Here is a 23,502-nt window from a genome sequence, read left to right as displayed (position 1 = left end):
CGATCACCCGAGGGTCCGGCGGGCCCGCGCCTCGACCATGCGATTATAGGCGAGCATGATGCACAGGTTCGCGAGGAGCACGATGATGGCGATGGTCGCGCCGAGCGGCCAGTTCAGTTCCTGCAGGTACTCGTCGTAGACCAGGGTTGCCGCCATCTTGAGGCGGCGGCCGCCGAGGAGGGCCGGCACGGCGAAGGCACTGGCGGAGAGGCCGAAGACGATGAGGCTGCCGGAGAGCATGCCGAGCGTGACCTGAGGCATCACCACCCGGCGCAGTGCCGTGAAGCGCGAGGCCCCGAGGGTCCAGGCTGCGGCCTCGACCATCGGATCGAGCTTCTGCAGCGCGGTCCAGACCGGGATGACCATGAATGGCAGCATCACATGGACGAGGGCGATGACGATCGCCGTCTCGGTATAGAGAATTTTGGCGGGCGCGAGGCCGAGGAGCGTGAGCGCCTGGTTCACGAGGCCTTGCGAGCCGAGCAGCATGCTCCACCCGAAGGCGCGGACAACGACTGAGACCAGCAATGGGCCGATGATGACGAGAAGGAAGACCGACCGCCACGGGTCACGCATGCGCGAGAGGATATAGGCTTCCGGAACCCCGATGACGGCGCAGATGAGCGTGGTCAGGGCTGCGATCCGCAAAGTCCGCAAAAAGATGCTGAGGTAGTACTCGTCGGTGACGACGGTGGCGTAGTGGGACAGCGTGAAGGTGTTCTGGATGCCGGTATTGTAGTCGTAGGCGTGAAACGACAGGATGACGGTCAGCGCCAGCGGCAGGAGCACCAGCCCGAAGAAAAACAGAGCTCCGGGACCGGCGAGGAACCATGGGGCAATGGAGAATGAGGGGCGCGGGGTCATCTCGTTTCCTCAGGCCGCCTTCGCGGCACCCGCGATAACGCGCAGACTGGCGAGTGCCCAGTCGAGGCCGACCACGGCGCCTTCCGCCGGCGGCTCGTCGCCTTGGTTCGGCGACGAGACGATCATCGCTCCGACCGGCGTCTCGATGCTGAAGAGCCATTGGCTGCCGAGGAAGAAGCGGTTGACGACGCGCCCGTCCATCCGGCCCGCACCGGCCTCACGCAACAGGATCTTCTCCGGGCGGATCGACAGGGTAACAGCTGCGCCATCTGCGAATTCCTGCGCAGGGACCTCGAGGCGGAAGCCATCGATCTCCACGGCAGTTGCCGCGCCGTTGCGACGGAACACGCCGTCGAGAAGGTTGGTCTTGCCGACGAACGAGGAGATGAAGGCGTTCGAGGGCCGCTTGTACAGGCGGTAGGGGGCATCGACCTGGGTCATCCGTCCCGCCTCCATGACAACCACCCGGTCACTGATGGAAAGCGCTTCGGCCTGATCGTGAGTGACCATGATCGTCGTCGTCCCGACCTTGCGCTGGATGCGGCGCAGTTCGAACTGCATCTCTTCGCGCAGCTTCGCATCGAGATTGGACAGGGGTTCGTCGAGCAGGAGGACGGGCGGGGCGATGACCAGGGCCCGGGAAATGGCGACGCGCTGCCTCTGGCCACCGGAGAGCTGCCGGGGGTAACGGTCGGCAAACGCCGAGAGCTGCACAAGAGAGAGCGCTTCCTGGACCCGTTGAGCCCGTTCGGCGCGCGGGACGCGGCGCATCTCGAGGCCGAAAGCGACGTTCTCGGCGACGGTCATATGAGGAAAGAGCGCGTAGCTCTGGAAGACAACCCCGAGGCCGCGCCTGTTGGGCTTCTCTCGCGTGATGTCGCGTCCATCAAGGGAAACCCGGCCCCGGGTTGGCTCGACGAGTCCGGCGATGATCTGCAGGGTCGTCGTCTTCCCACAGCCGGATGGCCCGAGAAGCGAAACGAATTCGCCCTTCTCGATCTCGAGGGTGACATCGTCCACGGCGGTGAACGTTCCGAATTCCTTGGAAACCCGTTCGAGTGTCAGGAATCCCACGCGATCCTCCGATGCTTTGCGAGCCAGGGGACGCAGCCCGGATGAGCACCGTCCCGGGCGTGCATCACGATCAAGACAGAGGCTCAAGTCAACGCAACTATTTCAGAATATGAAATAATTTTGACTTTTCTTTCTCTCAATGGAATAGAAATGGCAGTTGCATGTGGAAAATTTTAAATGGCGGAAGATAGTGCCTCCGGCGTCAGGCGAACCCTTGGACTTCTCAGGCTTCTCGGCGCCGGGGACCCTCAGGGCATGCGTCTCACCGACATCGCTGCAGCGAGCGGATTGAACCAGCCGAGCGCGCATCGGGCCATGAAGGCTCTCATGGCCGAAGGTTTCGTCGAGCAGGTGGGCTCCAGCCGGCGATATCGCCTCGCTCTCGACTTCTTTGTCCTGGCGGCGCGCGCGGGTCATGCGGACGGCCTTCGCAATCAGGCAAGGCCGGCGTTGCTGCGGCTCTCCGCAACTCTCGGCGATACCGTATTCCTGCTCGTCCGCAACGGTTTCGATGCAGTGTGTCTCGACCGCGTGGAGGGGCCGTTTCCGATCCGGTCCTTCACGGGCGACATCGGCGGCAAGGTCCCTCTCGGGCTCGGGCAGGGGAGCCTCGCCATGCTCGCCTACCTGCCGGAGGACGAGCGCGAGGCCGTCATCCGTTTCAATGTCCCCCGGCTTTTGGACCGGGGCTTCCTCGACGAGGTCGGGCTGCGAATGCAGATCGAAGCCGTCCGCAGGACTGGCTGGGCCAGCATCAATACCGGACTCATCCCCGGCATGGCCGGAGTCGGTGTCCCCATCCTCGACGCGGAGGGCCGGGGTGTGGCTGCCCTGAGTATCGGCACGTTGGCCGAGCGGCTGAAGGAAGATCGCCTGCCGGTGGTCGTGAAACTGCTTCAGAAGGAGGCCGAAGGGCTCAGCCAGCGCCTCAATCCGTTCGACCGGACCCTGCGCTATCCGGCCCGAAGCCTAGGGGCGGGCCCGGGTTAGTCCATAGGCGTGATGGGCGGCATCCGGCCTGAAACGTCATGCAGGGCGCGAAAACGGTCGAATGATTGCCTCCTCGGTCGATTGCCACGTAGAGTGTGCGGTGGATACGTTCCGCGACCTACGGGGTCTTCGCCATGAGCACACATGTTCCGGCGCACAACGTCAGGCTGAAGCGAGCTTATGAACCTCCGTCGGGCCAGGATGGAAAACGAATCCTGGTCGATCGCTTGTGGCCCCGTGGCGTCTCCAAGGACGCTGCGGCTCTCGATGAGTGGATGAAGGATATCGCACCGAGCACCGATCTGCGAAAATGGTTCGGCCATGACCCTTCCCGCTGGGAGGAGTTCCGCAGGCGCTACGCCGAGGAGGTGCGTGGCAGGCCGGAATTACTCGGTCAGTTGCGCTCGCTCGCCAGGCGCGGTCCCATCACATTAGTGTACTCGGCTCACGACGAGGCGCACAATGACGCGGTTGTGCTCCGGGAGCTCATTCTGGCTTCATGACGGCTGCCAGCATCGACCGTCGCCGATCGATGGGAGCGCCATGTTGGCGCGGGCGGTCACTTGCCGGCAGCCTTCCTGAGGGCCTCGTTGATCCGGTCCTGCCAGCCAGGCCCATCCTCCTGAAAGTAGTCCAGCACATCGCGGTCGATGCGCAACGTAACGCTCTCCTTCAGGCCAGGGACCGAGGGCGATTTCGGCGGTCCCTCGATTGGCTTGGTTGTCGCCTTCTTGAAGGCGGCTTCGGCGGTCTTGAAAGGATCTGTCGGACGGCGTGAGCCTCCGGATGAACGGGTCATCAACTTTCCCTGCGAGTTTTGCCTGACATCCCAAGCACGGGTGAACGCCAGGTTCCAGTGTAGCATCCTCGAATTTGGGCTCGGCTCCAAGCCCCTTGAAGGGCGTTTTCCAGCACCCGATCGCATTTGCGGATCCGCATCGTGAACGGAGGTCCAAAGCAAGTGCCCTGGGCGGAGAACGAAATTCTCCCGAGAGGATAATGTTCCCTTGGAGCCTGCTGCAGTTTGACACTGGAATTCGTCAAAACTACTCTATCTCTGAGACTTAGAGTTGCTGCATTGTGAAAAGCAGGGAGGGTTGCCATGAACGTGGAACTCTCACGGCGCGGCTTCCTCAAGGCTGCGGGCGTGGGTGTTGCAGGGACCACCTTGGGAGCCTTCGGGTTCGGAGAACTTGAAGCGGCACAGGCCGCGGCCATTCGGCCCTTCAAGCTCACCAGCACGATGGAAACGCGCAATACTTGCCCCTATTGCTCGGTCGCCTGCGGCATCATCATGTATTCGAAGGGTGACCTTCGAAAGGGCGAGACGGCCGACATCATTCATATCGAGGGCGACGCCGACCATCCGACCAACCGGGGGACTCTGTGCCCTAAGGGAGCGGCCCTCAAGGATTTCGTGAAGGCCGAGACCCGGCTGAAATATCCGATGGTCCGCAAGCCCGGCGCAGACAAGTTCGAACGGGTCTCCTGGGACCAGGCGCTGGATCGCATCGCGCGGCTGATGAAGGACGATCGCGATGCGAACTTCGTCACCGCGAACAACGCCGGGGTGCCGGTCAATCGCTGGACGACCGTGGGTTTCCTCGCGGCCTCGGCCACGACCAACGAGACCGCCTATCTGACCTATAAGGTCGTCCGCAGCACGGGAATCGTCGCATTCGATAATCAGGCGCGCGTTTGACACGGCCCCACGGTGTCCAGTCTGGGCCCAACTTTCGGTCGTGGCGCGATGACCAACTCTTGGACCGATATCCGGAATACGGATCTCGTCATCATCATGGGCGGCAATGCCGCTGAGGCCCATCCCTGCGGCTTCAAGTGGGTGACGGAGGCAAAGGCCAACCGCGGTGCCAAGCTGATCGTCGTCGATCCGCGCTTCACCCGCTCGGCATCCGTTTCCGATTTCTATGCGCCCATCCGGCAGGGGACGGATATCGCGTTCCTGCTCGGAGTGATCAATTACTGCATTCAGAATGACAAGGTGCAGTGGCCCTATGTGAAGGCCTTTACCAACGCCAGCTATGTGGTGAAGGACGGCTTTGCCTATAAGGATGGCCTGTTCACCGGATATGACGAAAGCAAGCGCGACTACGACCGCTCGACCTGGGAATACGAGATCGGGCCAGACGGGTTTGCGGTTGTCGACGAGAGCCTGCAGAATCCGCGATGCGTCTGGAACATGCTCAAGGCCCATGTGGCGTCCTATACGCCAGAGCTGGTCGAGCGGATCTGCGGTACGCCCAAGGACAAGTTCCTGAAGGTGGCGGAGATGATCTCCGAGTGTTCGACGCCGACAAAGACCATGACGTCGATGTATGCGTTGGGCTGGACGCAGCATTCCAAAGGGTCGCAGAACATCCGCACCATGGCGATGCTGCAGCTCATCCTCGGTAACATCGGCGTGCGTGGAGGCGGAATGAATGCCCTGCGCGGGCACTCGAATATCCAGGGGCTTACCGATGTAGGCCTGATGTCCAACCTTCTCCCGGGCTATCTCAACATCCCGGTGGAAAAGGAAGTCGATTTCACAACCTACATGTCGAGCCGTGCTTTCAAGCCGCTACGCCCTAACCAGACGAGCTACTGGCAGAACTACAAGAAGTTCTTCGTCAGTTTCCAGAAGGCCATGTGGGGCGACGCGGCGACAGCGCAGAACGACTTTGCCTATCATTACCTGCCCAAGCTCGATGTGCCGGCCTATGATGTGCTGCGCATCTTCGAAATGATGCATCAGGGCCGGGTGAACGGCTATGTCTGCCAGGGGTTTAACTCGCTTCTCGCATTCCCGAACCGCAAGAAGATCACCGAGGCGTTGTCGAAGCTGAAATGGCTCGTGACGATAGACCCGCTTGAGACGGAAACAGCACGGTTCTGGGAGAACCACGGCGAGTACAACGACGTGAATACGGCTTCGATCCAGACAGAGGTCTTTCAGCTTCCGTCGACCTGCTTCGCCGAAGACGACGGCTCGCTCACGAACTCCGGACGCTGGCTGCAATGGCATTGGGCGGGCGGCACGCCTCCCGGCGAGGCCAAGCACGATACCTGGATCATGGCGCAGATCTTCCTCCGCCTGAAGTCCCTGTACGAGAAGGAAGGCGGGCCCTTCCCGGACCCGATCCTCAATCTCACCTGGAACTACCAGGATCCGAACGAGCCGACGGCCGAGGAACTGGCAAAGGAGATCAATGGTTACGCCGTCGACACCCTTACCGATCCCGCGGACCCCACGAAGGTGGTTCTGGAAAAAGGAAAGCAGGTCGTCAATTTCTCCGTGCTTCGCGACGATGGCACCACAGCCTGTGGCTGCTGGATCTATTCCGGGTGCTACAACGAGGCCGGTAACAACATGGCGCGCCGGGACAACTCGGATCCCGACGATACGGGCGCCTATCTCAACTGGACCTTCGCCTGGCCGTTGAACCGGCGCATTCTCTACAACCGTGCGTCGGCGGACCTCCAGGGTAATCCCTGGGATCCGACCCGCAAGCTGATCGCATGGGAAGGCACGAAATGGTCCGGCTACGATGTGCCCGATATCGCTCCAACGGCGAAGCCCGGGGAGATCGGACCCTTCATCATGAACCAGGAGGGGACCGCGCGCCTCTTCGCTCGCGGTCTGATGCGTGACGGACCCTTCCCGGTCCATTACGAGCCCTTCGAGGCACCGATCGCCAACGTTATCGCGCCGAGGATCCGGGGCAATCCCGTAGCGCGGATCTTCCAGGACGATGTGGCCCAGTTCGCAACGTCCGAGGAGTTTCCCTACGCGGCGACGTCCTATCGGCTTACCGAACATTTCCACTACTGGACGAAGCATAACCGGGTGAACGCAGTGCTTCAGCCGGAGTTCTTCGTGGAAATCTCGGAACAGCTCGCGGCAGAGAAGGGTATCGCGCCCGGCTCATGGGTGCGGGTGTGGTCCAAGCGTGGCGAGGTAAAAGCCAAGGCTGTCGTGACGAAGCGCATCAAGCCGCTCGTATGCGATGGCAAGCAGGTGCATGTGGTCGGAATTCCCTTGCATTGGGGCTTCATCGGTCAGGCGCACAAGGGCTGGGGACCGAACTCCCTGACCCCGTTCGTGGGCGACGCCAATATCGAAACACCCGAATACAAGGCGTTCCTGGTCAATATCGAGCCGACGACGGCTCCGGCGGCGGTGTGAGGAGGGTTGAAATGGAACCGAGTCCCCATACCGCCCAGAGCAATCCTCCGGTCACTGCCACACCCTCGAACCTGACCGAGCGGGATCTCGTTCGCCGCTCGGCCTCCACCATTCCGCCACCGGCCAGACAGCTGGAGCCGGTGGCGAAACTGATCGACGTGTCGAAATGCATCGGCTGCAAGGCCTGCCAGTCAGCCTGCATCGAATGGAATGATACGCACCCGGCTGTCGAAACCAACGTCGGCGTCTATGAAAATCCGCATGACCTGACGCCTGACATGTTCACCCTGATGCGGTTCACGGAGTGGGACAATCCTCAGACCGGCAATCTCGAATGGCTGATCCGCAAGGACGGCTGCATGCATTGCGCTGATCCCGGATGCCTGAAGGCTTGTCCTGCCCCGGGCGCCATCGTCCAATATTCCAACGGCATCGTCGACTTCGTCCACGAGAACTGTATCGGCTGCGGTTATTGCATCAAAGGCTGCCCTTTCAATATCCCGCGCATCTCGAAGGTCGATCACACGGCCTATAAATGCACGCTCTGCTCCGACCGTGTCGCCGTGGGACAGGGGCCCGCCTGTGCAAAGGCCTGTCCAACCCATTCCATTTCGTTCGGTACCAAGGAGGACATGAAGAAGCTGGCGGACAGCAGAATCGAGGATCTCAAGTCCCGTGGCTACAAGAACGCCGGCCTCTACGATCCGCCCGGAGTCGGCGGCACCCATGTCATGTACGTCCTCCACCACAACGATCAGCCGGAGATCTATTCCAATCTGCCGAGAGATCCGAGGATCAGTCCCGTGGTCACTGCCTGGAAGGGCCTGGCGAAGTATGTCGGCTTCGCGGTCATGGGAATTGCAGCCGCCGCCGGCATTCTCCATTCCAGCCTCGTCGGCCCCAACCGCGTCACGCGTGATGATGAGGAGAAGGCCGAGGATCTCGTCAAGGAGACGCTCTGATGGCGCAGGATGACATCGAGAAGGGCGATGCGATCCATCCCGGCAAGCCGGTCGTCGTCGATCGGTACAATGTGCCGACGCGGATCAATCATTGGATCACTGCCACCTGCCTCGTTCTGCTCGCCCTGTCGGGACTTGCTCTCTTCCATCCTTCCCTGTTCTTCCTCACGGGGCTCTTCGGGGGAGGGCAGAACACCCGCGCCATTCATCCCTGGATCGGCGTTCTTCTGTTCTTCAGCTTCGCGGGCCTGTTCGTGCGCCTCTGCCGCGCCAATCTGCCTAACCGGACCGATGCGGAGTGGATTGCCCATGCCAACGACCTGCTAGCCGGACATGAAGAGAAGATGCCGGAGGTCGGAAAATACAACGCGGCCCAGAAGTTCAATTTCTGGAGCATGACGACATTGATCGTCATCCTGATCCTGACGGGACTCGTGATCTGGGATCAGTATTTCGCTCAATGGACCACCATTCCGCAGAAGCGCATCGCCGTTCTGATCCATTCCCTTGCCGCAGTGGCGATGATCTGCATCTGGTTCGTCCACGTCTACGCGGCAATCTGGGTCAGGGGCACGATCCGTGCCATGACGCGGGGATCGGTGACGGGAGGCTGGGCCTGGCGGCATCATCGGCGCTGGTTGAAGGAACTGGCGGAGCGACATAGAATCAAGAAGCCGGCAGCGCCCGCCGAGTAGGGCGTCCCATGGCACGTGGCCCGTGTGGTTCGTGAGGTGGCATGACAAATCCAGGTTCCGTCGGACCCAATCCTGCTGCCATCGGCCGTGTTCCGGCGCCGCCGTTTGTTCGCCTGCCCGACCCGCGGCGATTGTTCGAGGCCCGCCGGCACCGCCTTGAGGTCCTGGCGCAGGTGAGCGACCTTGCCCCCTACCTCCGGTTCGTGGCTGGTCTCGCTGCGGCGCAAACTGCCATCCAGGCAGAGTTGCCGGAGGCCGATCTTCCGCCCTCGGATGTCCTTGAACGCGCTTACGAGTTCAGCATGCCGCCGGTCGATCGCGATCGGGAAACCCTGGACGGCGTGTTGGGCGAAACCCTCGACCGTCTTTTCGACGCGATCATGCCTCTTGCCAAACCAGCCGAAGCGCAGGTGGCGCTCGATCGGATCAGGACCGCCTCGCCGGAGCACCTCTGCGGACTCGTGCGAGGCGTCCTCGAGGATGCGATTCCGGCGGATGCCATCGCCGAGCATGCCTATGTGGCGGCGGGGTTGCAGGTCCATTTCGCACGCCTCGCGACCAAGCTCGAGGCCGGCAGGCTTGGGCGGATCGGCGATGGCGCATGTCCCTGCTGCGGCGGGCCTCCCGTAGCCTCCCTTGTGGTTGGATGGATGGGCGCCGAGGGCGCCCGCTACTGCTGTTGTTCCCTTTGCGGGACCTTGTGGAACGTCGTGCGGATCAAATGCGTGCTGTGCAGTTCCACAGGCGGCATCGGCTACCAGGAAATCGAGGGCGGGTCCGGAACCGTCAAGGCGGAGTGCTGCGACAATTGTCGCGGCTATGTGAAGATCCTCTATCAGCAGAAGGAGGTCGATCTCGATCCGGTAGCGGATGACATCGCAAGCCTCGGGCTCGATCTGCTTCTCCGGGAAGGGAAGTACCGTCGCGGCGGCTTCAATCCATTTCTGCTGGGAATCTAGGCATGGCCGAAGCGGCGCTTTCTCCTCATCGTGTCCTCCCCTCGGTGGATCGATTGCTGCGCCATGCCGACCTGGCCGCCGCGGCCGAGCATTACGGTCGTCCGGAAACCACGAAGGCGATCCGGGACACGCTGGCGGATTTGCGTACCGAGCTGCAGCTTGGCCAAGACATCGAGGAAGCCGCCGTCGTCGCGTCCATCCTGTCCCGTCTCGGCATCAGGGCACGGACGCGGCTGAAGCCTCTCTTCAATCTCACCGGAACAGTGCTTCATACCAATTTGGGTCGCGCGATCATCGCGGATGAGGCCATTGATGCGGCGACAGCCGCGATGCGACACGCCGTATCCCTTGAATTCGACCTCGATACCGGCAAGCGCGGCGAGCGCGATGATCACGTGCGTGCTCTCATCTGCGAGCTCACGGGGGCGGAGGATGCGACACTCGTCAACAACAACGCGGCGGCTGTCCTTCTGGTGCTCAACACGTTTGCGCAGGGGAGGGAGGCGATCGTGTCCCGCGGCGAGCTCATCGAAATCGGGGGTGCATTCCGCATGCCCGAGATCATGGCGCGCGCCGGCGCCCAGCTCCATGAGGTCGGGACGACGAACCGGACTTATGCGCGCGATTATATCGATGCGATGGGGTCGGAAACGGGGCTCGTCCTGAAGGTCCACACCTCGAATTACCGGATCGAGGGCTTCACCGCCGAGGTCGCGGCGCCTGTCCTTGCCAGGATCGCACGGGAACATAACGTGCCCCTCGTGAACGATCTCGGTTCGGGCACCCTGATCGATCTCTCCCGGTACGGCCTTTCAAAAGAACCGACCGTCCGCGAGGCTGTGCTGGAGGGGGCGGATGTCGTCACTTTTTCTGGCGACAAGCTCCTGGGCGGTCCGCAAGCGGGTTTCATCGTCGGACGAAAGGACCTCATCGCCGCGATCAACCGCAACCCGATGAAACGTGCCTTGCGGGTCGACAAGGTCAGGCTTGCGGCGTGCGAGGCGACCCTGAGGCTCTATCGCAACCCGGAGCGACTTGCCGACCGTCTGCCCACGTTCCGCCTCCTGGCGCGCCCAGTGGAGGACATCGTCCAGCAGGCAACCCGACTTGCGCCTTGTCTCGCCGATATGCTGGATGAGGTCACGGTCGATCCCATACCGTGCCGCAGCCAGATCGGGTCCGGAGCCTTGCCCCTGGAGACCCTTCCGAGCGCAGGGCTCGCCTTGAAGCCGAAGGGTGGGGGAAAGGCGCTGGAGCATCTGGCAGCCGCATTCAGGCATCTACCCCGGCCCGTCATAGGCCGGGTGACGGAAGGTGCCCTCGTCTTCGACCTCAGATGTCTCGAGGACGAGCCCCTGTTTCGCGAAAACCTCTCATCACTGAGGAGCGGTGCATTGCCATGATCGTCGGGACGGCCGGGCATATCGACCACGGCAAAACCGCGCTCGTCAAAGCCCTGACGGGCACCGATGCGGATCGTCTCAAGGAGGAAAAGGCGCGGGGTATCACCATCGATCTCGGCTTTGCCTATTGGCCTCAGGCCAATGGCGATGTGATCGGCTTCGTCGATGTGCCGGGTCACGAGCGTTTCGTGCATACGATGATCGCCGGCGCGGGCGGCATCGACTTCGTTCTGCTCGTCGTGGCCGCGGACGATGCCGTCATGCCGCAGACTGCCGAACATCTGGCCATCATCGACCTTCTTGGCATCGACCGGGGCATCGTTGCCCTCAGCAAGGCCGATCTGGCGGACCATGAGCGCCGCACTGTGGCATCGGCGCAGATTCGTTCGATCCTGGCGGGAACGTCTCTTGCGGATTGCCCGATCGTCCCCGTGTCTGCGGTGACCGGGGAGGGGATCGAGGCTCTGAAAGAGCATTTGCAGGAGGCTGCACGGCTCCTGGCACAGCGGCGGTCGGATGGCCTTTTTCGGCTGTCCGTGGATCGCAGTTTCAGCCTTTCTGGAGCGGGCACCATCGTCACCGGGACCGTCCTGTCCGGCGCGGTGTCGGTTGGTGACCAGGTCGCCATCAGTCCATCAGGGCGACTTGCGCGGGTGCGCTCGATTCACGCGCAGAACCGTCCGTCCGAGCAGGGCAGGGCGGGCCAGCGTTGCGCGCTGAACCTCGCGGGAGAAGGCGTCGCAAAGGATGCGATCACCCGCGGCGATGTCGTCGTCGCGCCTGCACTTCATGCGCCGACCGACCGGATCGATGCCCGGCTCCGTCTTCTTCCGAACGAGAAAAGGTCTATCGGACAATGGCATCCCGTCAGGCTCCATCATGCGGCTGCGGACGTGGGCGCCCGGGTGGTTCTTCTGAGCGATGAGCAACTCCCGCCAGGTGCCGAGTCCGTCGTCCAGCTCGTCCTCGACCGGCCCATTGCCGCCGCCGCTCACGACGCGTTCATTCTGCGCGATACGTCCGCGCAGCGGACGATCGGAGGCGGGGTTTTCCTCGATCTGCGTGCGCCCGCCCGCCATCGGCGGGGGCGCGAACGTCTTGCGCAACTCCATGCCTTGGAACACGCCGATCCGGCGGCCGCGATGATGGCCTTGACCTCCACACGTCCTTTCTTCTTCGATCTCTCCGCTTTCGCCCGGGATCGGGCGCTATCCTCCGTTGCAGCAGCGGATATCGCCGAGAGGCTAGGCCTGATCCGTCTGGTCGCCGGTCCGGCCATTCTTGCCCTCGATGGCGATGCCTGGAGGAAATTCGAGGATGGGATCGTCGACACCCTCGGCAAGTTCCACTGCGAACATCCGGATCTGCAAGGAATGGGTTTCGAGAGGCTGCGCCTCCAGAGCGAGCCACGCCTCCCTGCAGCAGGATTCCGGGCTGCGCTTCAGGCCCTTGTCTCAGCAGGACGGATCAGGGTCGAGGGCTCATGGATCCGCCTGCCCGACCATGAGGTCCATCTCGACGCCGAGGAAGAGCGTCTGTGGCACGCCATCGGGCCGCTCCTTTCCGGCGAGGAGCGCTTTCGTCCGCCACGCGTTCGCGACGTGGCAGACATGCTCGGCGCGCCGGAGGAGACCATTCGTGACCTCTGCAAGCTTCTGTCCCGGCTTGGTCAACTCGACGAGATTGCGCATGATCATTTCTTTCTGCGCAATACGGTCGCCGAGATGGTGGACATTGTCCGAGGCCTGGCAACGGTTTCGCCCGAGGGGCGATTCACGGCTGCGCAATTCCGGGATTGCGTGTTGAACGGACGCAAGGTGGCGATTCAAATTCTTGAGTTCTTCGATCACCATGGCGTCACCTTGCGGCGCGGCGATCTTCGTCGCATCAATCCCCACCGTCTCGACCTTTTTCAGAGGATGGAGACGCTGGGAGAGGGTCAAGGAGGAGAAGCGCTCCCGGTGGAGCGTCCGGACTTCAAATCCGGGTGGGGCTGCGAGCCGGTCCTAGGTGGGTTCGACTCCCACTCTCTTCCGCCACGTCCCACGCCGGGCGCGGGACGGCGCGAATTCTAGTCGCATTTCTTCCCGGCATGGCCGGATTGCATGGGATCGAGCCCGCTCGCCGTGGCCGGATGGTCCGATTGCGAGTTCGGCGTCGGACCCTTGGGGGCCGTGCCGATGTAGGAGCCGCCCGTTCCGCCCGTCCAGCCCGTGGATCCCGCCGTTCCCGGCGAGGTTCCGGAGGCCTGGTGGCCAGGATCCGGAGGTGTTGCCGCCGTGGTCGAGGGCTCGTTGTCGCAGCCCTGCGTCGCCGGCTGCGCCCAGCAGGGCGTCGAGAGCCCGAAGGCGACGGCGAGGATCAGGGATGGGCGCATCGTGTCTCGTCCTTCTGGCAAAGGTGCCTGAGCAACGTTGTGAGGCTCTGCGGGTTCCTGAACGCCGTCAAATGACCTTGATCTGCGCGGGTCCAGCTTCCGCATGACCGATGATGCGGGCCGACGCGTAGCCTGCCCCGACAATGACCCCGAGAAAGTCGTCGGCCCGCTCCGGTGCACAGGCGACAAGGAGGCCGCCGGAGGTCTGCGGGTCGGTCAGAAGCTGCCTTTGCCAGAGTTCGAGCGCATTGGGCAGAACGATATGGTCTCCATAGCTGTCCCAGTTCCGGTTCGATGCGCCCGTGACGTAGCCCTTCTGGGCCAGGACCTTCGCATCCTCGAAGAGAGGCAGGCGGGCATAGTCGATCGTCAGCGCAAGGTCGGAGCCGCGCGCCATTTCAAGACCATGGCCGAGAATCCCGAAACCGGTGACGTCCGTCATGGCATGGATGTCTGGATCCTGCGCGAGCACGGCTCCGATCTTGTTCAGCCGTGTGACCGAGGCGATCATTTCCGCGTAAGCCTCGGGGGAGAGAGCATCCTTCTTGAAGGCGGCCGAATAGATGCCGACGCCGAGCGCCTTCGTCAGGAGCAGTACGTCCCCGGCCTTCGCGCCGCCATTGCGGCGAATGTCGCTGGGCTTCGCCGTGCCGATGACGGCAAGCCCATAAACCGGCTCCGGGCAGTCGATGGAATGTCCGCCTGCCACAGGGATTCCTGCCTCTGCACAGATCGAGGCCCCGCCCTTCAGGATCGCCCGGACCGTCTCTACCGCGATCTTGCCGAGCGGCATCCCGAGGATGGCCAGCGCCATGATCGGCTGCCCGCCCATGGCATAGACGTCGGAGATCGCATTTGTCGCTGCAATGCGGCCGAAATCGACCGGATCGTCGACCATCGGCATGAAGAAATCCGTGGTCGCGATGATGCAGGTGTCATCGTTCAGTTGCCAGACGGCGGCATCGTCTGCCGTCTCGGTGCCGACAAGGAGCTCTCGAAACGGTCCCACCGCCGGCTGTTCGGAGAGGAGTTGCTGCAGGACGCCCGGCGCCAGTTTGCAGCCGCAGCCGCCTCCATGGGACAGATGGCTCAGTCGGAAATGCTGCATGTCCATGGCCGGTCTCCTGATGGCAGGATGGTGCCAAACGACGCTGCGCAAGGCAAACAGGCAATATCAATTTACAAAAATAGAATGTGATTTAAATAAAGATTCTGAGCAGTATGTAAAATTATTTGAAATGCATTACATTCCCGGAAATTGTCATCGGGAGAGCGACTCCATGTCGAGCGTCTACGTCATTCATGAAAACAGCGTCTGGGTCGAACCGCTCCGCGCGGCCTTTGGGGACTTGGGGACCCCGTTCGAGGAGTGGTTCCTGGACCAGGGCGTCCTCGACCTGCGTTCGCCGCCTCCGGAGGGCGTGTTCTACAACCGCATGAGTGCCTCGTCGCACACCCGCGACCATCGCTATGCGGCGGAATATACGGGCGCAGTCCTCGCGTGGCTGGAACGGCACGGGCGTATGGTGGTCAACGACAGCCGCGCGCTTCGACTCGAAATCAGCAAGGTGGCCCAGTACGAGGCCCTTGCCGCTTTCGGTATTCCGACGCCGGAGACCCTGGCCGTCGTCGGACGGGACCATATTCTCTCGGCTGCGGAAAAGCTGGGCTTCCCTCTCATCCTCAAGCACAACAGGGGAGGAAAGGGGCTGGGTGTCCGCCTGTTCCTGAGCCGTGCCGCACTGGAGGAGCATCTCGCCTCTCCCGAGTTCGAGGATCCGGTCGACGGCGTTACTCTTGTGCAGCGCTACATCCAGGCGCCCGAGCCATTCGTGACGCGGCTTGAGTTCGTCGGAGGGCGTTTTCTCTACGCAGTTCGCGTCGATACCAGCCAGGGATTCGAATTGTGCCCGGCGGATGTCTGCCAGGTCGATGCCGCCGCCATCGGCGCGGCGGCCTGCCCGGCCGTGGCGCCATCGGAAAAGTTCCGGATCATCGAGGACTATCGCAACCCGCTGATCCCGACTTACGAGCGGTTCCTGGCGGCCAATGGGATCGGCATCGCGGGGATCGAGGTGATCGTCGACAAGGACGGAAGAAGCTTCACCTACGATGTCAACACCAACACGAACTACAACCCTGATGCGGAAGCCCGCGCCGGGCTGTTCGGCATGCGGAGCATTGCCCGCCATCTCGACAGCCTGCTGCGACGGGAGCAGACGGCCCGCGCGGCCTGAGGCCGCTCGGTTGCCTCGTGGCAACCGGCACGTTTGATGACGTGCATGGCGCGGCGCCATCGTTGCCGCGCCGCGAACCTTCGGGCACGGCCCGAGAAGCACGATTGCTTACCACTTCTTCTGCGACGGCACTTACCGGCAGACCGTGTCGATGGCCAAAGCCCGAATTGATCTGCGCCTTGACAAAGAACAGGCACGCCGCTTCCGCCTCCGGGCTGTGGGCCCGGAGGGGAGGCAGGCTCGAGGGGGGCGCGGTGTCGGCTCCGGCTCGGGTGGGATGGGAGTGAAGCGAAGAGCCGAAGCGTCATCGCGCACGGTTTGTTGCGGCGGACAGGCGGCGCAGGGCGGGCCTGCTGCCCGGCGCGGACACCGCTGTTCGCGACAGCGGGCGGCGGCGGACCAACCGGCAGCCCCGGGCACAGCCTGGGCCCCCCGCCCGGCAAAGGCGGCGTGACCTTGCCTGCGGGACCGTTCCCACCGCCACACCAGCGACGCCTCGCGCGCGCGCCCCTCGCTGCGGCGGGACAGGTCATGATATAGCCTAGCTTGAGCGCGGCGTCAAGAACGAACAGGGAACATTACGCGCCTGTCATGGAGCGAGGGGCGGAAACGATGGTGCGGATGCACTGTCGCTGAACGCGTCGCCGCATGTCGGGCTCAGCGCCCCCGTTCGAGCATAAGTGGGAGTGGACCGCTCATGTCAGACATCGCCGAGCATCCGAGCCGACTTGCCCGGCCACCTTTTCCTTCGCGATCATCGCGGCTTCGCAAGTACTTGTAATATTCGGCGACTATTCTGGAGTAAGGCCAAGCTTCGAAAGGCCGAATAATTGACGCTGATCCTGCCTGAGCTTACGATAGCTCGGCCGACGGTGGCAGGTTTCTTGCAGGTCAAAACAACGCACAAATAAATCAAGGCATCAGCAAGCGTCCGGCAACTCGGCTCGGTGGCGATAAGTCGGAAATAATGAGAAGTTCCAAGGGAGGAACTGACATGAAATCGCGTTCCTATATGCGTTGCATCGTAGGTGTCGGCGGTGCCTTGCTTCTTTCCAGTGGCTTCACTTTGGATGCTCAGGCCGCCGGGCCCAAGATCGTGACTGCGGCGAGTTCGGATCCGGAATGCTTCGTTCCGTGGTCCGAAAAAGTGAAGATGTTCCAGTACCCGCAGAAGAAGGGACCGTACCGGATCGCCCTCGCGAATGGATTCGTTGCCAATACATGGCGCATCCAGATGATCAAGACGGCCAAGGCCTATGCCTCCCAGCCCGACGTCGCGGCCAAGCTCAAAGAGTTCAAGGTCGTCTCGACTGGCGAAGACGTCGCCGCCCAGATCGCGGCGGTCAACAACTTCATCGATTCCGGCTATGACGCCATCGTGGTGAACGCGCAGAACCCGACCGCCTTCAGGCCTGTGATCAAGCGCGCCAACGATGCCGGCGTCGTTCTCGTTGCCTTCGACAATACGCTGGATTCCGAGGACGCCATCAACGTCAATGTCGATCAGAAGGGCCTCGGAAAGTACTGGGCCGACTGGCTCATCAAGAACATTCCCAACGGCGGCAAGATTCTCGAAGTGCGCGGCGTCTCGGGCACGTCGGTGGATCGCGACCGGCACGAGGGCATCCAGGAGGCCTTCAAGACATCCGGCAAGAAGTGGGACACCGTCGAAGTGTTCGGCAAATGGGACGATCCGACGGCTCAGAAGGTCGCTGCCGACGCCATTGCCGTGCACAAGCACTTCGATGGCTTCACGGCCCAGGGTGGTGATACCGGCGTGGTCCAGGCGATGATCGATGCCAAGCATCCCTTCGTGCCATTCGGCGGCGAGACTGAAAACGGCTTTCGCAAGTTCTGCGCCAAATATGCGGGCGAAGGATTGAAATGCGCCTCCGGCGGCACCGGGCCGGCGCAGGTGGCCGTTGCCATCAAGACCGCGCTCGCGGCGCTCGAGGGAAAGGTCGTGCCGCAATCGATCAAGCTTCCGCTGGCGCAGGTGGAGGACCCGAATTTCAAGGAGGGCAAGGATTACTATCCCGAGCAGTCCGACAATTTCTTCGTCGGCAATGCCTTCCCGACCTGCGGGATCAATTTCACCGCCCAGGAGATCATGGGGCAGTCGGAAGCCAACCAGTAGGTTGGCGGAAGGAGCCAGTGCCGCGGATGGCGCGGCACTTCTCATGACCCGGGACGAAACAGGACTGAGATGGCCTTCTTCCAGATTGAGGGTGTTTCCAAGCGCTTCGGTGGCGTTCACGCGCTCCGAGGCGCTGATCTTCGAGTCGAGTCCGGCCAAATCCATGCGATCCTCGGCGAGAACGGCGCCGGCAAGTCGACCCTGATCAAGATTATGGCTGGGGTGATCCAGCCCGATGAAGGACGGATGATGATGGATGGCCGCGAGGTGCGCTTTGCCTCGCCCTCCGCCGCCAACGACGCCGGCATCGTCTGCATCTTCCAGGAATTGTCGCTGATGCCGGACCTGACGGTGGCGGACAACATCGCGATCCGTCATCCCCCCAAGCGCTTCGGCATGATCGACCGGCGTGCCCAGCGCAGGCTTGCCGAGGAGGCGCTCGCCCGCGCCGGGGGAGAGGATATCCACCCGCTGACACCGGTGAAGGAGCTGCCGCTGTCGCGACGCCAGATCGTCGAGATCGCGAAGGCCTTGTCGCGAAATCCGCGCATCCTCATCCTTGACGAGGCGACATCGGCCCTGACGGCGGCAGACGTCGTCACGATCTACAGGGTCCTGAAGCGCCTGCGTTCGGAGGGGCTCGCGCTCCTCTACATCTCGCACCGGATGCAGGAGATCGCCGAACTCGCGGACGAGTGCACCGTCTTCCGCAACGGGCGGAACGTCGCCACGTATGCGGCCGGTACGAAATCCGACAGCGAAGTCGTCGAACTGATGATCGGGCGCGAATACACCCATGTGTTCCCGCCCAAGCCCCCAAATGGGCCAGGCGAGAGCCGGCCACCACTTCTTGAAGCACGGAACCTGTCCTGGACGCACCGGCTCAAGAACGTATCGATCGATGTGCGGCCCGGCGAGATCGTGGGGCTCGGCGGACTTGACGGGCAGGGTCAGCGCGAGCTGCTGCTGGCCCTGTTCGGAGTGCTGCGCGGCGTCTCCGGTCAGGTGCTGATCGACGGAAGGCCCGCTCCGGCCATGAGTCCGAGCCGTGCCAAGAGCGCGGCCGTGGGAATGGCTCTCATCCCGGAGGATCGCAAGACGGAAGGGCTGATGCTGCCGATGTCCGTCAAGGACAATCTCTCCTTCGCGGCTCTCGACCGCCTGTCCCACCTCGGCGTCATCGACCAGGCGGCGGAGAGCGCCGCCATCGACCGCATGATCGGCCTCCTGATGATCCGCACGGACGGCACTGCGGTCCCCGTCGGCGCCCTTTCGGGAGGCAACCAGCAGAAGGTGCTGATCGCCAAATGGCTGATGGTGTCGCCACGGATCATCCTTCTCAACGATCCGACGCGGGGCATCGATGTCGGCACCAAGCAGGAATTCTATCATCTCCTGCGCAGGCTCGCTGACGAGGGCGCCGCCATCATCTTCTATTCGACGGATTATGCCGAGTTGATCGGGTGCTGCGACCGCGTTCTGGTCCTCTATGACGGTGCCGTAAAAAGGGAACTCGCCGGGTCCGAGATCACGGAGCGTGCCCTGGTCGGGAGCGCGCTCAACATCACGGCGGAAACCGGGGAGGTTGGCGCCATGCCGGCTGTCGACGCGTGAGGGACTGGGGATATCGCATTCGCGAGCAGAGAGGAACGCTGCTGGCGTTCCTGGTCTTCGTCCTCATGTTCGCGATTTACGCCAGCAACCACCCGGCCGGATTTACGGCGAACGTGGTGACGACGGCCGCCAACAAGGGCGTCCTCCTCGCTCTCGTCGCCATGGCGCAGACCGTCGTCGTACTGACGTCCGGGATCGATCTGTCCGTGGGCATGGTGTTCGTGCTCACCAATTGCCTGGCATCGACTCTGGTCGTGGGTTCGCCCGCCGCAACGGCATCCGGGGTCGCCGCCGTTCTCATAGCCGGACTGCTGTGTGGAATCGTGAACGGCCTCATCGTCATCTATGGCCGCCTCCAGCCGATCGTCGCGACCATCGCCACGGGAGCGATCTATTTCGGGATCGCTCTGGCTCTGAGGCCGGTGCCTGGCGGCGACGTCAATTCGGATCTCGCCGATGCCCTGACCGGACAGCTCGTGGGAGGTATACCGGCGAGTCTCGTGGCGCTCCTCGTCATCGTCCTGGTCATCTGGGTTCCGTTCCGGCGCTCGGAGATCGGACGGGCCGTCTACGCTGTCGGCTCGTCGGAACTGGCTGCCTACATGTCGGGCGTGCCGGTCCGCCGCGCGAAATTCGTCGCCTATTGTCTCTCGGGGCTTCTGGCGGCCATGGGCGGGCTCTTCCTCACGTTTCTGACCTACTCGGGCGAGGCGTCCGCAGCCAACGGCAATACCTACACCCTCTATTCCATCGCCGCGGTAGTTCTCGGCGGCGTCTCGCTCTTCGGCGGGTCCGGCAGCGCCATCGGGGCGATTTTCGGGGCACTGATGTTCCGTACCATCGGTGATCTTCTCTTCGTCTTCGATCTCGATCCCCTGTGGCAGCCCCTGTTCCAGGGCGTCATCCTGCTCGCGGCCGTCTGTCTGGGGTCTGTCCGACTGTTCCAGATCCGCAACCGCCTCGACCTGTTTGGATAAGGAAGTTCAATGTCGACATCGGGCGGCACCCTCATGCGGCGCATCGAACCGGCGGTTGCCATGGCGTTCGGATGCATCCTCGCGCTGCTCTTTTTCGGCAGTCTCTACTCGACGAGCTTCATCTCCCCCGAATTCCTGCTTCAGCAACTGAAGGTGGCGTCCTTTCTTGGGGTGATCGCCACGGGCATGATGATCGTCATTCTCCTCGGCCAGATCGACCTTTCCGTCCCCTGGGTCGTCGCCGTGGGCGGCATGATGTCCACGGCCATCGCCTCGTGGGGGGCAGCCGGCGGCGTGATGGCCATCCCGTTCGGCGTGCTATGCGGCGTTGCCCTCGGACTCGTGAACGGTTTCGGAGTCGCCTATCTGCGCATTCCTTCCATGATCATCACGCTCGCGGTCAACGCGGTCGCGCAGGGGCTGATGGTGGTCCATACCGGCGGATACTCGCCGCAGGATGCCTCCTCCGCCGCGATGCGGACGCTCGCCACGGGGACCACTCTGTTCGGCGTTCCCAATTCCCTCCTGGTATGGATCGCCGTCGGGGCGGCGGCCGTCTTCCTCCTTACCCGCACGACCTTCGGACGCGCCGTCTATGCCATCGGCAACTCCGAACGCGCCGTCTATCTCTCGGGCGTCAGGTCGCAGCGGATCGTCATGCTGGCCTTCGCCCTGTCGGGCGGTCTTTCCGCTTTCGGAGGCGTGCTGCTTGCGGGCTATGCCAGCAAGGCGGCGCAGGGCATGGGAGATGCGTATCTGCTTCCGTCGATTGCGGCGGTGGTCCTCGGCGGGACCTCCATCCTGGGGGGACGCGGGACCTATCTCGGCACGGTTGCCGGCGTGATCCTCATTACGCTGCTCCAATCGATCCTGTCGGTCATGCAGATCGAGGAGGCCGGACGTCAGATCATCTACGGGGGCGTGATCATCGCCATGCTCCTGCTTTACGGGCGCGAACGCCTGGTTCGCTAGAACGGACGATCGGATGCCTATTCCTGCCCGCGCTTGCGCCGCCGCTGCTCCACCTCCTGCTTGATCAGCATGTCGAGAATCTCGCTGGGCACCGCCTTGGAGGCCCGGCCGTTGATCGCGCGAAGGCGCGCCGGGTCGAATTTCGCGGCCCGGTCGACGGTGAGGAGGCCGTTGGTCTCCTGGGCTGTGTCGGTCAGCTGCGTATAGCAGAACCCGGCCAGGGCGGTGGATTCCAGCAGCGCGTCGACGAGCTCCTCGTAGCGGGCGAGCAGCTCGTCGGCGCTGGCGAACTGGCCGTAGCCGAACCAGTCCTCGCTGGCTTGCGGCACGAAGGCGAGCCCGCCGAACTCGCTGATCACGATCGGCTCGTCCTCGATCTCGACGCCTTCCCCCAGGAGGGGATGATGGTGTGGGCGCACTTCGCGGAACGTCCGTGCGATGGTCTGCCGGTCCACATACCGCTCCCGCAGCATCTCTCCCGTCGGCGCGTAATCGTGGACCCCGAAAACGTCGCCGACCGCATGCTGCCAGCCGTCATTGGCGATCACCGGCCGGGTGGGGTCGAGAGCGCGGGTGAGGTGATAAAGTGCCCGCACGAAGTCGCGTTGCTGGGGCGAGCGGTCGAGGTCGGGCACGCCCCAGCTCTCGTTCAGGGGCACCCATGTGATGATCGACGGATGATTGTAGTCGCGGCGAACGGCCTCGAGCCATTCCCGGGTCAGCATCTCGGCCGCACGATCGGAATAGACATATGCGTTGGCGGCTTCGCTCCAGACGAGCATGCCAAGCCTGTCGCACCAGTACAGGAAGCGTGGGTCTTCGATCTTCTGGTGGATGCGGATGCCATTGAAGCCTAGAGACTGGGCCAGTTCCACTTCGCGCCTGAGCGCATGGCCATCGGGCGGTGCCAGGAGAGAGTCGGGCCAGTAGTTTTGCGCCAGGACCAGGCGCAGGAAGATCGGGATCCCGTTGATGATGAAGCGCCCGTCGCGGGCCTCGATCCGGCGCAACCCGAAATAGCTCTCGACGCGGTCGATGACGGTATCGCTGTCGTCGACAAGTTCGATGACCGCCTCGATGAGGTTGGGGTGCTCGGGTGACCACAGGAGCGTGCGGCGTCGACGGATCGCCGCGTTGTTGATGTCGAGGAGGAGGTCGCGCCGGAGCTCGCGCCCCGCCAGCAGGCAGGTGTCGTCGACGAGGATCCGGGTCGGCCGGTCACCCGTGAGCCGCACGCGCACGCGCCAGCCTTCCGGAGGGGCGCGGTCCAGCCTGAGGGTCAGCGCGACTCCGAAGCGGTCGACATCGGGTGTCCATCGCAGCTCGGCGATGGCAACCTGCGGGATGGGTTCGAGCCAGACCGGCTGCCAGATGCCTGTGGTCCGGTGATACCAGATGTAGCCGGGATTCAGCTCCCAGTACTGCTTGCCGCGCGGCTGCTGCAGATCCTGGGGATCATCCTCGGCGCGCACGGCGATGACCTGCGTCTCACCGGGAACAAGCAGGTGGGAGATCTCGGCCGAAAATGGCGTCTGCCCCCCGGAATGCTCGGCTGCGAGGCTTCCGTTGACCCAGACGGACGCCTTGTAGTCGACCGCGCCGAAATGGAGGCGAAGGCGACCCCGCCGCTCCGCCTTGTCGATGCGGATCTCGCGGCGGTACCAGACGATGGGGTGAAACCCGGTCTCGTGCACGCCGGAGAGCTTGCTCTCGGGCGGGTAGGGCACGACGATGTCCCGGCCAAAGGGCGCGGCCTGCTCGAACCAGCGCTCCGTCAGGCCCCGGTCATCGTCGTCGTAGGCAAAGCCCCAGCGACCGCAAAGGTCGGTCCAGCGCGCGCGACGCAACTGGGGGCGGGGATGATCGCCTGCTTGGGATTTCGCCTCGGTCATTGTCTCGCCCCCCTTGCGGGACTCTCCCATTGAATCCTCCAAGAGCCCATCCGTCGCCGCGACGCCAGAAGGAAGCAGGACGTCAGGATCCGGCGTGGACGCCCCCTGGACGATGTGTGGATCGGCCCTCTGCGTCACCAACGCGCAAGGAGGGGCGTGGTTC

General features: G+C 63.1%; 18 protein-coding genes, 1 tRNA gene and 1 pseudogene. 14 read left to right on the top strand and 6 right to left on the bottom strand.

The window, feature by feature from the left end:
* Nucleotides 1-3: 3 nt before the first annotated feature.
* Nucleotides 4-864, bottom strand: a complete 861-nt coding sequence (locus AC522E_RS11195; RefSeq protein WP_500750533.1) for an ABC transporter permease — start codon at nucleotides 862-864, stop codon at nucleotides 4-6.
* 9 nt (nucleotides 865-873) lie between these two features.
* Complete coding sequence (locus tag AC522E_RS11190; RefSeq protein ID WP_500750532.1) at nucleotides 874-1,938, bottom strand: ABC transporter ATP-binding protein; 1,065 nt, start codon at nucleotides 1,936-1,938, stop codon at nucleotides 874-876.
* Between the two features lie 177 nt (nucleotides 1,939-2,115).
* On the opposite strand from AC522E_RS11190, the gene AC522E_RS11185 reads away from it, so the two are divergent.
* Nucleotides 2,116-2,928 carry an IclR family transcriptional regulator gene (locus AC522E_RS11185; RefSeq protein ID WP_500750531.1) on the top strand — a complete coding sequence of 271 codons (813 nt, stop codon included), beginning with the start codon at nucleotides 2,116-2,118 and terminating at the stop codon, nucleotides 2,926-2,928.
* Nucleotides 2,929-3,062: 134 nt separating this feature from the next.
* Entirely contained in the window at nucleotides 3,063-3,431 is a 369-nt protein-coding gene (locus AC522E_RS11180; RefSeq protein ID WP_500750529.1) for a DUF488 domain-containing protein, read from the top strand.
* A gap of 56 nt (nucleotides 3,432-3,487) precedes the next feature.
* On the opposite strand, the gene AC522E_RS11175 is transcribed toward AC522E_RS11180, so the two are convergent.
* Entirely contained in the window at nucleotides 3,488-3,727 is a 240-nt protein-coding gene (locus AC522E_RS11175) for a BrnA antitoxin family protein (RefSeq protein ID WP_500750528.1), read from the bottom strand.
* Nucleotides 3,728-4,030: 303 nt separating this feature from the next.
* Here AC522E_RS11175 and fdnG point away from each other — a divergent pair, with 303 nt between their 5' ends.
* From fdnG to AC522E_RS11140, 7 genes and pseudogenes are all read left to right on the top strand, one after another.
* A complete protein-coding gene (gene fdnG, locus AC522E_RS11170; RefSeq protein ID WP_500750527.1) occupies nucleotides 4,031-7,114 on the top strand; it encodes a formate dehydrogenase-N subunit alpha in 3,084 nt (1,027 codons plus the stop codon).
* Nucleotides 7,115-7,125: 11 nt separating this feature from the next.
* A complete protein-coding gene (gene fdxH, locus AC522E_RS11165) occupies nucleotides 7,126-8,076 on the top strand; it encodes a formate dehydrogenase subunit beta (protein ID WP_500750526.1) in 951 nt (316 codons plus the stop codon).
* Complete coding sequence (locus tag AC522E_RS11160; protein ID WP_500750525.1) at nucleotides 8,076-8,771, top strand: formate dehydrogenase subunit gamma; 696 nt, start codon at nucleotides 8,076-8,078, stop codon at nucleotides 8,769-8,771. Before fdxH ends, AC522E_RS11160 begins: the two co-directional genes overlap by 1 nt.
* 41 nt (nucleotides 8,772-8,812) lie before the next feature.
* Nucleotides 8,813-9,730 (top strand): formate dehydrogenase accessory protein FdhE, encoded by a 918-nt coding sequence (gene fdhE / locus AC522E_RS11155; RefSeq protein WP_500750524.1) that lies wholly within the window; start codon nucleotides 8,813-8,815, stop codon nucleotides 9,728-9,730.
* 2 nt (nucleotides 9,731-9,732) lie between these two features.
* Nucleotides 9,733-11,133 carry an L-seryl-tRNA(Sec) selenium transferase gene (gene selA, locus AC522E_RS11150; protein WP_500750523.1) on the top strand — a complete coding sequence of 467 codons (1,401 nt, stop codon included), beginning with the start codon at nucleotides 9,733-9,735 and terminating at the stop codon, nucleotides 11,131-11,133.
* Nucleotides 11,067-12,962: pseudogene (gene selB, locus AC522E_RS11145) on the top strand (selenocysteine-specific translation elongation factor); the annotation flags it as partial. The gene selA and the pseudogene selB, both read left to right, overlap by 67 nt.
* 114 nt (nucleotides 12,963-13,076) lie before the next feature.
* Nucleotides 13,077-13,172: transfer RNA gene (locus AC522E_RS11140), tRNA-Sec, on the top strand.
* A gap of 32 nt (nucleotides 13,173-13,204) precedes the next feature.
* Here AC522E_RS11140 and AC522E_RS11135 read toward each other — a convergent pair.
* Both AC522E_RS11135 and selD read right to left on the bottom strand, forming a co-directional pair.
* Entirely contained in the window at nucleotides 13,205-13,510 is a 306-nt protein-coding gene (locus AC522E_RS11135; RefSeq protein WP_500750522.1) for a hypothetical protein, read from the bottom strand.
* A gap of 67 nt (nucleotides 13,511-13,577) precedes the next feature.
* Nucleotides 13,578-14,624, bottom strand: a complete 1,047-nt coding sequence (gene selD / locus AC522E_RS11130) for a selenide, water dikinase SelD (RefSeq protein ID WP_500750521.1) — start codon at nucleotides 14,622-14,624, stop codon at nucleotides 13,578-13,580.
* A gap of 166 nt (nucleotides 14,625-14,790) precedes the next feature.
* Between selD and AC522E_RS11125 the strand changes: the two genes are divergently transcribed.
* The 5 genes from AC522E_RS11125 to AC522E_RS11105 all read left to right on the top strand — a co-directional run bounded on the left by AC522E_RS11125 (nucleotide 14,791) and on the right by AC522E_RS11105 (nucleotide 21,447).
* Nucleotides 14,791-15,747, top strand: coding sequence for an ATP-grasp domain-containing protein (locus AC522E_RS11125; protein WP_500750520.1), 957 nt, complete (start codon nucleotides 14,791-14,793; stop codon nucleotides 15,745-15,747).
* A gap of 994 nt (nucleotides 15,748-16,741) precedes the next feature.
* Nucleotides 16,742-17,884, top strand: a complete 1,143-nt coding sequence (locus AC522E_RS11120; RefSeq protein WP_500750519.1) for a sugar ABC transporter substrate-binding protein — start codon at nucleotides 16,742-16,744, stop codon at nucleotides 17,882-17,884.
* A 69-nt stretch (nucleotides 17,885-17,953) separates the two neighbouring features.
* Entirely contained in the window at nucleotides 17,954-19,498 is a 1,545-nt protein-coding gene (locus AC522E_RS11115) for a sugar ABC transporter ATP-binding protein (protein ID WP_500750518.1), read from the top strand.
* On the top strand, nucleotides 19,495-20,475 hold the full coding sequence (locus AC522E_RS11110; RefSeq protein WP_500750517.1) for an ABC transporter permease: 981 nt from the start codon (nucleotides 19,495-19,497) through the stop codon (nucleotides 20,473-20,475). Before AC522E_RS11115 ends, AC522E_RS11110 begins: the two co-directional genes overlap by 4 nt.
* A 9-nt stretch (nucleotides 20,476-20,484) precedes the next feature.
* Nucleotides 20,485-21,447 carry an ABC transporter permease gene (locus AC522E_RS11105; protein ID WP_500750516.1) on the top strand — a complete coding sequence of 321 codons (963 nt, stop codon included), beginning with the start codon at nucleotides 20,485-20,487 and terminating at the stop codon, nucleotides 21,445-21,447.
* A 17-nt stretch (nucleotides 21,448-21,464) separates the two neighbouring features.
* On the opposite strand, the gene AC522E_RS11100 is transcribed toward AC522E_RS11105, so the two are convergent.
* Nucleotides 21,465-23,369, bottom strand: a complete 1,905-nt coding sequence (locus tag AC522E_RS11100; protein WP_500750515.1) for a glycoside hydrolase family 2 protein — start codon at nucleotides 23,367-23,369, stop codon at nucleotides 21,465-21,467.
* Nucleotides 23,370-23,502: the final 133 nt, after the last annotated feature.

It is taken from the genome of Microvirga sp. BF8, assembly GCF_059888585.1.
Note: the sequence above shows the minus strand (reverse complement) of the source record. Positions and strands in the feature narration are given on the sequence as shown.